Here is a 10769-nt window from a genome sequence, read left to right as displayed (position 1 = left end):
AATATAACAACTCAGTGTCAAAGTAGTAGGTCTCAGCATAGAAATAAAGAATATGCGTTAAAACAACTGAAGTCTAAATTATATCAACTTGAACTTACTAAAAAAACTATTGAAAAGAAAAGCATTGAAGATACTAAGTTTAGTATTAGTTGGGGTAATCAAATTAGATCTTATATATTAGATAATTCTCTTGTTAAAGACCTTCGCACTGGCTTAGAATCTCGAGATGTTCAGTCGGTATTAGATGGTAATATAGATATGTTTATTATAGAGAACCTTAGGAATGGTTTATAAGGAGAGGAGCTTTGTATGGTTATGGTTGGTTCAGCTATAGAATATAATATATCAAAAGCTTTTATTGATAGTGAGTATTATAGACGTAAATATAAGTTGTTAAGCTTGTGTTCTAAAAAAGAAACTATTATATTTCCAAATAGCTTTCGCAGAGATTCTATTTCTAATAGCTTACATTTAAACTATGATAATAAACCCAATGAACTATTAAACATATTAAATATTAATATAGCAGTTGCAGGCAGAGTAGTTAATATTCGAGACTTCGGTAAAATATCTTTTTTGACTATTCAAGACTCGGGTGGTAAAATCCAGCTATACTTATCTTGTGGTTTCTTTTCTGAATATAAAGAACAAGTTAACTTATTAGATTTAGGTGATATTGTTGGCGCATGTGGTAAACTATTTAAAACAAAAGCAGGAGAACTATCTATATGTTGCTATGATATACGGTTATTAACTAAATCAGTTAGAGCTTTTCCTAATAAGTTTCATGGTTTAATAAATAAAGAACTATGTTATCGACAACGTTATTTAGATTTAGTTTTTAATGAAAAGTCTCGAAATATATTTATAGCTAGATCTCATATTATATCAGAACTACGAAGCTATATGTTAAGTAATAGTTTTATTGAAGTAGAAACCCCTATGATGCATACAATACCAGGTGGCGCTTTTGCGCGTCCTTTTATTACTCATCATAATACTTTGAATATTGATATGTTTCTTCGGATAGCTCCTGAATTATATTTGAAACGTTTGGTAGTAGGTGGACTTGAAAAGATATTTGAGATCAACCGTAGCTTTCGAAACGAAGGTCTTTCATCTTACCATAATCCTGAGTTTACTATGATGGAGCTATATATGGTTTATGCTAATTATAACGATCTTATGGATTTAGTTGAAGATCTATATAAATACATTACTAAAAGTATATTAGGAAGTAATACTATTAATTATGGTAATACTGTATTAGATTTTAGTAAAGCATTTATTAAAATACCAATGTTAGAATCAATATGTAGCTTTTGTTCAGGTATAAGATATTCTGACCTAAATGATATTAAATTAGTTTCTGAAATAGCTAGCTCTTTAGATATTAATATAGAAAAGGAATGGGGTTTAGGTAAAGCTCAAACGCATCTATTTAAAAGCGTTGTTGAAGGTAAATTGAAACAGCCTACCTTTATTATTAACTATCCTTCTGAAGTTTCTCCTCTAGCTCGGCGTTTAGACAGTAATACTTTTTTGAGTGAGCGTTTTGAAGTGTTTATAAATGGTAAAGAAGTTGGAAATGGGTTTTCAGAGTTGAATGATTCAAGTGAACAGTCATTAGCTTTTTTAAAACAAATAAAAGAAAAAGATCCTAATGATCGTTTAGTTTTATATGATGATGATTACATTAAGTCTTTAGAATACGGACTTCCACCAACTGCTGGTTTAGGCATTGGTATAGATCGATTAGTTATGTTATTAGCTAATGCCAGTAGTATACGAGATGTTATATTGTTTCCAACTATGCGTCCTTTAAAAACGAACCAATAAAGATTAGAATTCATGTGGGGTTAGTTTAGCTGGAATACCAACAGCTGTTTTGCTTTTTGGAATCGAATGTAATACCACTGTCCCAGCTCCTATTTTTACTTTATTATCTATTTTTATATTACCTAAAACTGATGTTCCAGCTCCAATAGTTACTTCTTCATTTATTTTAGGGTGTCGGTTACCTTTTAGCTTTCCAGTTCCTCCTAATGTTACCTGCTGTAAAATAGTTATGCTTTTTTTTAGGATTGATGTTTCACCTATTACAATTCCAGTTGCATGATCAAATATTATTTCGTTGCCAATGTAGGAAGCTGGATGGATATCTATGTTTAGAACTACTGATATTTTATTTTGGATATAGGTAGATAAGAACTGACTATTTTGGTTCCAAATACAACTATATAAACGATATATGCATAAGACGTGGAAGCCTTTTAAATATAGCATTGGCATAATATACTTATTTATTATTGGATCTTTTAGGGAAAATATAAAGATATCTTGAATAGCATTTGGGGTTAGCTTTGGGTTATATGCATACATATTATTTATTGTTCTTATATTTATAGTCTTTATTATAGGTTTGCTTTTTAGGGCTTTTGTCAAAATGTATAATAATGAGCTGTTAAATACCTTATGTACTAAAAACCTATAAAAGAAGGACTTCTTTAATATAGGTTCATAGTCTGTTAATAGTTTAGCTTCTAGTTTTATGGTATTCCATATTAGCTTTATCTTTTTACCAAACATATGCTTGAATATATAATGGGGGGAAATGGGGTTGCTAGTTTAATGTTATATCTTATTCATAGAAATACCTATATATATCGACAAAGAAGTTAAAACAAGCCTAGTCGGTGAGAGAGGATTTGAACCTCTGACCCACTAGTCCCAAACTAGTTACGCTACCAAGCTGCGCTACTCACCGACTAGATGTATATGCGAAGAAAGGGACTCGAACCCTTATAGATTAAGATACTAGCTTCTGAGTCTAGCGCGTTTACCTATTTCGCCACCTTCGCTTATAGTCTTGGAGGTGATTGGTGGGTTTTGAACCCACGACCACTGGAACCACAAACCAGGATTCTACCAGCTGAACTACAACCACCTTATTATGATTACTATAGGAACGTACTTCTAGTAGCTTTTGGGGTATTGTATTTAAAATACCTTATAGTTAATGTAACCCACATTCTCTTTTTATGCCATAAAACCTTGTGTCCTCTTCTTTCATACCAGCTTTATATATGCAGGTAGTATGAGCATCTCCTAATGAAACATAGCCTATATTCCATAATGGGTTAAAGTTTAACATATTTCTCCTTAGTAAAAAGAATACATCACGTCCGTTTAAGTCAATAATTGGTAGCATCTTAAATAGGTTGTTGTTAATATTTAAAGCTAATAGGTTAGTTCTACTTTTAGATTGTTCATTTCGTAAGCCAGCAAACCATGTGTTTATGTTATGCTTTTTTAATATATAATTCATTGGTTTAACTTTATTTATTTTATTATACAGAACAATGCCCTCTTTCCCTTTATTCCATAGCTTTCCGTATCTTATTTCTTGCCATCTACTAGAAATATTAGAACGGTTTATATTTGTATTTAGTTTTAATTTAAGGGTTAGCCTTTCGATAAACCTATAGGTTTCTTTAAATAAATAACCAGTATCTATTACTATTATATAAACACCTGGTATTTGGTAAGTTATTAGTTTTAGTATAGCAGCTGAATGTATGCCAAAGCTAGAAGAAAGAATGGTATTTTGAGGTAAGGTTTCAAATGACCATCTTATTCTTTTTAGAACTGTTAAGGCTTTTAGTTGTTTATTTAAAGATAATATTATTCTTTTAGTTAGGTCTTTTTTAAGATAAAGATAAAAGCTATGTTTTATTTCTACCATAGGTTTTATATAATAAACTATAATAAGCTATAAAAGTCATTAGCTGAGTTTATAACAGGTTTTATTAGGTTTGTTCTTATAATAAAACTTCCATATGGTTCATTAGGTCTTTTATATTTTATCCAGCCTTTAGAGGTTTTGTTTATAGTTTTTAAGATCTCTTTTACATTAGCATTTTCTTTATATAACTTTGGAATACGAGTTCCTTCGTAGTTCCCTCCTAGATAAACATTATATTTTCCAATGGATTTACCAACTAAACATATTTCAGATAGCATAGCTCTACTACAACCATTAGGACAACCAGCTATTCTTAATACTATTGATTCCTTATGTATATTATTATGAACCATAAGCTTTTCTAGCTTGTTAAGGAATGGCATTAAGAACCTTTCAGCTTCTGCCATAGCTAAAGGACAGGTAGGAAATGAAACACAAGCCATTGCTTTTCTTTTATGAATAGACTCTTTTCTATTAATTAGGTTATAGGTTTTAATGATGCTTTCTATTTTAGGTTTAGCTTTAGGGCTAACATCAGTAATAATTATGTTTTGATTTGGTGTTATGCAAAAGCTTTTATTATGTATTTTAGCTATCTTTTCTAAACCAGTTTTTAGAAGTTTATCTTGGCAATCAGTAATCCGACCATTTTGAACGAATAGAGTTAAATACCATCTTTTATCAGTTCCTTTTAGCCAGCCAAAGTTATCATTGCGTTTGTTAAAAATATAAGGATAAATAGGCTTTAGCTTTAAGTTAGTTCTTTTTTCTATTTCTTTTCTAAATAAGCTAATACTAACTTTATCTAAGGTATATTTTGTTCTTGCAGCTTTCCTATTATTTCTATTACCAAAGTCGCGCTGAATAGTTATTATTGCTTCTGATATCTTTATTACTTCGTTTAAGAAAATATATCCTATTTCGTTAGCTTTCTTTGGATAAGTTTTTTTATCATTATGAACAATAGATAAACCACCTCCTATTACTATATTAAAACCTATTAGGTTATTTAACTTATTAACTGCAATAAGGCCAATATCATTTGAATAAATGTCTACGTCATTTACTGGTGGAATGGTTATTGCTATCTTAAACTTTCTAGGTAAGTAGCTGTTACCTAATATAGGTTCAGCTTTTATTAGATCTGTTTTTTTATCTTTTAACCATAGCTCTGCATATGACTTGCTTTTAGGAAGTAAATGAACTGATATCTTTTTTGACCAGAACCAACAGTTAAAATAGCTAATAGGGTTTTTAGGATTAAAAGAGCATAAAATGTTTCTATTTACATCTCCAGCAGTAGCAATAGAATCTAACTCTATTTTGTTTAGTACCTTATGTACATTTTTTAGGTTAGCTTTTAAAATACCATGAAGTTGAAATGTTTGTCTAGTTGTTAACCTTATGTTATTATACAATGTATTTTCAGTAGCAAGCCTATTTATATTAACCCATTGCTTTGTTGTTATTATGCCTCCTGGTAGTCTGCATCTTAACATTATATTTACTAAAGGTTCTAGCTTTTGTTTTAAACGTTCTTTTCTTAAGTCTCTGTCATCTTGTTGATACATACCGTGAAATCTAATTAGCTGAGAGTTGTTATAGTTAAAACCTCCTGTTATATTAACTTTTATGTCTTTTGATATAGAACCACGTAGTAAGCTGCTTTCCTTTTTCAGTATTTCATTATTAGATAAGTTAGAGCTATTACTAATAGACATCCTTTTGGTATTGTTGTTTATTTTTCATAGTAGTTAATATCATTATTGCTTTTTTATATGATATGTTTTTGTTTTCACATATAATATTAACTATAGCTTTTTCTAATTCAAAAGCCATATAACTAGCATTACCACATAGATATATAGCTGCATTTTCTTTTATCCAAACCCAAATAATATGTTCTTTTTTCCTTATATTATCTTGCATATAAACCTTTATAGCTTGATCCCTAGACCATACTAAACTTATCTTATTTAATATGTTAGCTTTTAAATAGCTTTTCCATTCTGTCTGGTATATAAAGTCATTGTTAAAGTTTGGGTTTCCAAAAAATAACCAGCTTTTTTTAAAGCTATTTACTATCTTATTATGCTGTATAAAAGATCTAAATGGAGCAATGCCAGTTCCTGAACCAACCATAATTATTGGCATGTCTTTGGTTTTAGGAATAGAAAAGCTATTATTATTTTGAACTGCTACTTTAAGATTGGGTTTAGTTGTTGTATAGTTTATTAAATAATTACTACTATTTCCCTTTCTTGTATAGTTATCTATTTTGTATTTAATTAAACTTACTGTCAAATGTATTTCTTTTTTGGTTTCTAACTGTGATGATGCTATTGAATATAGCCTTGGCTTTAGCTTATTCAATATAGTTACTAAGTTATTAGCTTTTAGAGATAGTTTTATATATCTTAAGAAATCAATAGTTGAGAAATACCTAATAGTCTTTTTTATAATATTATTACTTTTTAATAGCTTTTGTAGAAGATCGCATTTTGAACCAATAACAGCTTTTTCTATTGTTATTAAGTTAGTTTGAGTAAGTTCGAAGTAGCTTTTAGTTAAGCTGTTAACTAATTCTTTTTTCCTATTAAAATAAACATATTCAGCTTTATTAGTTCTTAGGTATTTAGCTATCTCTTTAACAATAGCTTTTTCATTATTATTTAATACGCTTAATGAATCACCTGGGGAAAAGCTTATGGTTTTGTCAATATTAAGCTCTATATGGAATAGATTTTTTATTGAAAGGCTACTAGAAACTCTAGATATGGCTGATAAGTTAGCTAAAAACAGGACTCTTCTATTATAGATATCATAGTTATTATTTAGCTTTAGCTTTATATTATTACTAGTTGTATTAGCTTTTGTATTATTATGTTTTTCTTTTATTAGTTCTTTTATTAGCTTAATTAGCTTTTTCTTCCATAACTCAAACACTTCTTTATAGTTAACATCAGCATCTATTCTTTTATATATCCTTTTCCCCCCTAGTTCAGCTAGCCTATGGTCGAAGTCTTTTCCTACTTTAGAGAAATATTCATATGAGCTGTCACCTAAACTAAAGACTGCATAGTTTGTATTCCTTAATAATGGAGCTTTTATTGAAAATAGATAATTATATAGATCAACTGCTTCTTCTGGTGGTTCTCCTTCCCCGTATGTTGATGTTATGATCACTAATATTCTTTCTTGGTCTATGTTACTAAAGCTATAGTCAGAAGCGTTATAGTTTATGGCTTTTATACCTTCTCTAATAAGATCATTATATAATAATAAAGCTAGTTCTCGAGAGTTTCCAGTTTGAGAAGCTGATATTATTGTTGTATTCATTTTCTAAGTTAAAAAGGGTTTATTATTAAACTAGATATATATATCCTATAATTATGACAGCTTATTCTTTATATAATAGATACTATAAAGCTTTTTAATAACAAAATATGAATATGACAGAAATAGTATATGGTATTCATGTGATAATGAATATATTAGAATGCTCTCCTGAAATGGTTGTATGTGCTTATATTTTAAATAGTAAAAAGCCTAATCATATGCATATCTTATTAAAGCTAAAAAGATATAAGATATGCTTTAAAATAGTTAATAAAAACTGGTTTTATAAGCATATAAAAGCTAATGTCGTCCATCAAGGAGTTGTTGCATATATTAGAACTAATAGAAAATATAATAAAGATAGCTTTGCTGAGTTATTAACCACATATAGAAATAAGTTATTATTGTTAATACTTGATGGTATTGTTGATTCTCGTAATTTAGGTTCTTGTTTGAGATGTGCTAATGCAGCTGGTGTTCATGGAGTCATAATAACTCGACACAAGTCAGGGCATTTTAATGAAGTAGCTAAAAAAGCTGCTACTTTTTCTGTTAGTAAGTTCCCTATATTTTATGTTAGTAACTTATCTAAGGTATTATATGTATTAAAGAAAGAGAGAGTATTTATAGTTGGAACTTCAGATAAATCTAAGAATAGTTTGTATAGTCTAAACCTAGCTTTAGGTTCTATTGCTGTTATTATGGGAAGTGAATATAAAGGCATTCGTAAACCCATATATAAAGCCTGTGATATTGTTGCTAGTATTCCAATGATTGGTTCAGTAGGTTCTCTTAATGTTTCAGTTGCCACTGGAATAGCTTTATTTGAGATACTACGCCAGCGGCTGGATAATTAGGTTTATGGTTTGTTAGTTAGATTGGGGGGAAGCGTTTGTAGTGTAGGCATTTAGGGTTTTAATACGAATACAACTCGATAAAGCTAAGCATATTAGTCTAAAGTTCTTAATAACTAGGACGAGGTTCGGCGGCTATAGTTATTTGTTTCTGGGAAGCGTTCTGTTATAAAAGCTAATGAAACTCTCCACTATTCTGTGAATGTGTTACTTAATATGTAGTAATAGCTTATGCTTGAAGAGTTAATATGGCTGTTATCTTATTAAAACCTACGGAGGGGTGGCCGAGTGGTTTAAGGCACTAGCCTTGAAAGCTAGCAATGTGAAAGCATTCTAGAGTTCGAATCTCTACCCTTCCATCTATTTATTATACATGAGTTAGTGATGGGCTTTTATTGAAAAGTGTATAGGATGTATTACGGTTGGTTTCAAAGCTTTGGACTGGACTGCTTCTGAAATAAAATACAAGCAACCAAACAGCATATAATATCTTTCTAGTTATATTTAACTTCAAAACCCTTAAGGAAAAAGATAATGCGGACTATCTATTGCGGAGAGCTAAGTTCATTGCATATAGGAAAAAAGATTACTATTTGTGGATGGGTAAATAAAATAAGGAACCTTGGTAAACTAGTTTTTATAGAAATGCGAGATATAAAAGGCTTAGTTCAAGTATTTATTGAGTTTGAAAATAATGATTGCTTTCTTAACGCATTAAAACTACACAATGAGTTTTGCATTCAGTTAGATGGTTTGGTGCGAGCTAGACCAATATCTCAAATAAATAATAATATAGCTACTGGGGAAATAGAAGTATTAGCTATAGGTTTTATTATATTAAATGAATCTGATATATTACCTATTGAATCATATAAGAATAATAATGAAGAACAAAGACTAATTCATAGATATATTGACTTACGTAGTAAAAACATGACAGCTAACTTAACTATGCGTACTTATGTTATCAATTATATTAGAAAATATATGAATCAAAAAGGCTTCTTAGATATTGAAACTCCATATTTAAGTAGCTATTCTACTGAGGGTTCTAGAGAATATCTAATACCAAGTAGAATCCATAAGTCTAAATATTATGCTTTGCCTCAGTCACCTCAAGTATACAAACAGTTGCTAATGGTTTCAGGGTATGATCGTTATTATCAAATAGTAAAGTGCTTCCGTGATGAAGACTTAAGATCTGACAGACAGCCAGAGTTTACTCAGTTAGATATTGAAACAGCTTATATGGAGGACTATAAGCTACATAATATTTTAGAAGAGTTAATTAAAAGCTTATGGTTAGAGTTTAAAGGCATTAAGCTAGATCGATTTTATAGAATGACATATAAAGAAGCACTATATAAGTTTGGGTCTGATAAGCCAGATCTAAGTAATCCTTTAGAATATATTGATATTAAAGATCTTATTAGTAATGAACATACAAATGACTGCTATATAGGAAAAGTATTACATGTTCCTAATAATATCTGTTTAACAGTAGATAAGCTTAATGAATATAAAGAGTATGTTGAAAATATTAATAACCAAAAGCTTATATGGTTAAAACTAACTAAGCAACATTTTAATGAACCTAATATAGAAGATAGTTTGGGGTTTGGGTTTTATAACAAGAACCTTTTGATAAATGCTATAAAATATACAAGGGCTAATATAGATGACTTTATATTTATTATAAAGCTAAGTAATAAATGTGATCATAACTTCTTAACTATTTTAAAAGAAAAGATAGCAAAAGACTTACACATATATATAAAAAGATGGTTTCCTGTTTGGGTTACTGACTTTCCTTTATTTAGGAAAACTGATAATAATGAACTCATAGCTACACATCATCCATTTACTGCTCCAAAAAAAGATATAGATTTAGAACTACTTAAAGCTGATCCAATAAATATAACTGCAAATTCATATGATATGGTAATGAATGGCTATGAAATAGGAAGTGGCTCTGTTCGAATCAATAACTTTAATAGCCAAAAGGCTGTTTTTAATATATTAAATATTAGTAAGAAAGAACAAGAAAAAGCCTATGGTTGTTTGCTTAATGCTTTAAAATATGGAACTCCTCCCCACGCTGGCTTTGCTTTTGGTTTAGATAGGTTGTTAATGTTAATAGCTGGTTCAGAAAGCATTAAAGATGTAATAGCTTTTCCAAAGAGTAATTCTGCTGTTGACTTGATGTTAAACGCACCTAGTGAAATAGAAAGATAGTTAAAGTAATGCTATAGTTAGGACAAACAGGAAAAGCAGTTGAAGTTGGAGTAGAACCTAAGTAGCCTCAGCTTTTGGAGGAAGGGGAAGGGGAAAGGGGAAGCTACTAATGGGTTTGTATAGGAGTGAGAGTTAACATAGACATAATAGATGGGATGGGGATGTTGTTTAAATATTAATATACAACCGCTGCTTTTATTGGATATATATTTTAAAGTAGAGGAAAGTCCGGGTTTCATAGAGCAAGATGCCAGCTAAGTCTGGGAGGGTGTCTACGAAAGCAGCAACAGAAACTATACCGCCTTTAGGTAAGGGTGAAAGATATGGTAAGAACATTCTATTATGTTGGTAACAATAACATATGTATGCTCCATCTGAAACAAAGCTATATAAAAGATCTAAGATATTGAACGTATTGATTTGGGTAAGCTGCTTGAGCTGATATGAGAATATTAGTCTAGATATATGGATGGTCTTTCTATACAGAACCCAGCTTATATTAAGATCTTTTAGGTTAAGGGCTTTATAGTATTTACAATATAACTCTGTATCTATAGGAAGTGTTGAGAGGGGGAAAAGGGGGGAGGAGGGTGGAC

At 30.1% G+C, this 10769-nt stretch carries 8 protein-coding genes, 4 tRNA genes and 1 other RNA gene; 6 read left to right on the top strand and 7 right to left on the bottom strand.

From position 1 onward, the window contains the following. Nucleotides 1-294, top strand: a 294-nt coding sequence (locus FKM95_RS01155) for a peptide chain release factor-like protein (protein WP_276530307.1), incomplete at its 5' end; no start/stop codon positions are given. 21 nt (nt 295-315) lie between these two features. Then, nucleotides 316-1839, top strand: coding sequence for a lysine--tRNA ligase (lysS, locus tag FKM95_RS01150; protein ID WP_159128969.1), 1524 nt, complete (start codon nt 316-318; stop codon nt 1837-1839). Nucleotides 1840-1842: 3 nt separating this feature from the next. Here lysS and epsC read toward each other — a convergent pair whose 3' ends face one another. The 7 genes from epsC to FKM95_RS01115 form a co-directional block, all read right to left on the bottom strand. Continuing rightward, nucleotides 1843-2589, bottom strand: a complete 747-nt coding sequence (gene epsC, locus FKM95_RS01145) for a serine O-acetyltransferase EpsC (protein ID WP_159128963.1) — start codon at nt 2587-2589, stop codon at nt 1843-1845. A gap of 104 nt (nt 2590-2693) precedes the next feature. Then, nucleotides 2694-2767, bottom strand: a tRNA-Pro gene (locus FKM95_RS01140). Nucleotides 2768-2779: 12 nt separating this feature from the next. Then, nucleotides 2780-2861 (bottom strand) — tRNA-Leu (locus FKM95_RS01135). A gap of 9 nt (nt 2862-2870) precedes the next feature. After that, nucleotides 2871-2948 (bottom strand) — tRNA-His (locus FKM95_RS01130). A gap of 68 nt (nt 2949-3016) precedes the next feature. After that, nucleotides 3017-3745, bottom strand: a complete 729-nt coding sequence (locus tag FKM95_RS01125; RefSeq protein ID WP_159128964.1) for a phosphoadenylyl-sulfate reductase — start codon at nt 3743-3745, stop codon at nt 3017-3019. 17 nt (nt 3746-3762) lie between these two features. Further along, entirely contained in the window at nt 3763-5466 is a 1704-nt protein-coding gene (cysI, locus tag FKM95_RS01120; RefSeq protein ID WP_159128965.1) for an assimilatory sulfite reductase (NADPH) hemoprotein subunit, read from the bottom strand. Beyond that, a complete protein-coding gene (locus FKM95_RS01115) occupies nt 5456-7084 on the bottom strand; it encodes a flavodoxin domain-containing protein (protein ID WP_159128966.1) in 1629 nt (542 codons plus the stop codon). The genes cysI and FKM95_RS01115 overlap by 11 nt, the downstream gene beginning before the upstream one ends. Before the next feature lie 107 nt (nt 7085-7191). Here FKM95_RS01115 and rlmB point away from each other — a divergent pair, with 107 nt between their 5' ends. From rlmB to rnpB, 4 genes are all read left to right on the top strand, one after another. Next, the gene (gene rlmB / locus FKM95_RS01110) at nt 7192-7941 is read left to right on the top strand and encodes a 23S rRNA (guanosine(2251)-2'-O)-methyltransferase RlmB (protein ID WP_159128967.1); all 750 of its coding nucleotides are present in this window, start codon (nt 7192-7194) and stop codon (nt 7939-7941) included. Nucleotides 7942-8212: 271 nt separating this feature from the next. Beyond that, nucleotides 8213-8297, top strand: a tRNA-Ser gene (locus tag FKM95_RS01105). 175 nt (nt 8298-8472) lie between these two features. Continuing rightward, on the top strand, nt 8473-10173 hold the full coding sequence (gene aspS, locus FKM95_RS01100) for an aspartate--tRNA ligase (protein ID WP_159128968.1): 1701 nt from the start codon (nt 8473-8475) through the stop codon (nt 10171-10173). A 170-nt stretch (nt 10174-10343) separates the two neighbouring features. Then, an RNA gene (gene rnpB / locus FKM95_RS01095) (RNase P RNA component class A) lies at nt 10344-10685 on the top strand. Nucleotides 10686-10769: the final 84 nt, after the last annotated feature.

It is taken from the genome of Candidatus Tremblayella phenacoccinincola, from assembly GCF_009805595.3.
Taxonomy (GTDB): domain Bacteria; phylum Pseudomonadota; class Gammaproteobacteria; order Burkholderiales; family Burkholderiaceae; genus Tremblaya; species Tremblaya phenacola_D.
Note: the sequence above shows the minus strand (reverse complement) of the source record. Positions and strands in the feature narration are given on the sequence as shown.

Bases quoted from the DNA above. Each gene is read 5' to 3' on its own strand.
- epsC (WP_159128963.1), bottom strand. From the start codon at position 2,589: ATGTTTGGTAAAAAGATAAAGCTAATATGGAATACCATAAAACTAGAA.
- rlmB (WP_159128967.1), top strand. From the start codon at position 7,192: ATGAATATGACAGAAATAGTATATGGTATTCATGTGATAATGAATATA.
- FKM95_RS01125 (WP_159128964.1), bottom strand. From the start codon at position 3,745: ATGGTAGAAATAAAACATAGCTTTTATCTTTATCTTAAAAAAGACCTA.
- cysI (WP_159128965.1), bottom strand. From the start codon at position 5,466: ATGTCTATTAGTAATAGCTCTAACTTATCTAATAATGAAATACTGAAA.
- aspS (WP_159128968.1), top strand. From the start codon at position 8,473: ATGCGGACTATCTATTGCGGAGAGCTAAGTTCATTGCATATAGGAAAA.
- FKM95_RS01115 (WP_159128966.1), bottom strand. From the start codon at position 7,084: ATGAATACAACAATAATATCAGCTTCTCAAACTGGAAACTCTCGAGAA.
- lysS (WP_159128969.1), top strand. From the start codon at position 316: ATGGTTGGTTCAGCTATAGAATATAATATATCAAAAGCTTTTATTGAT.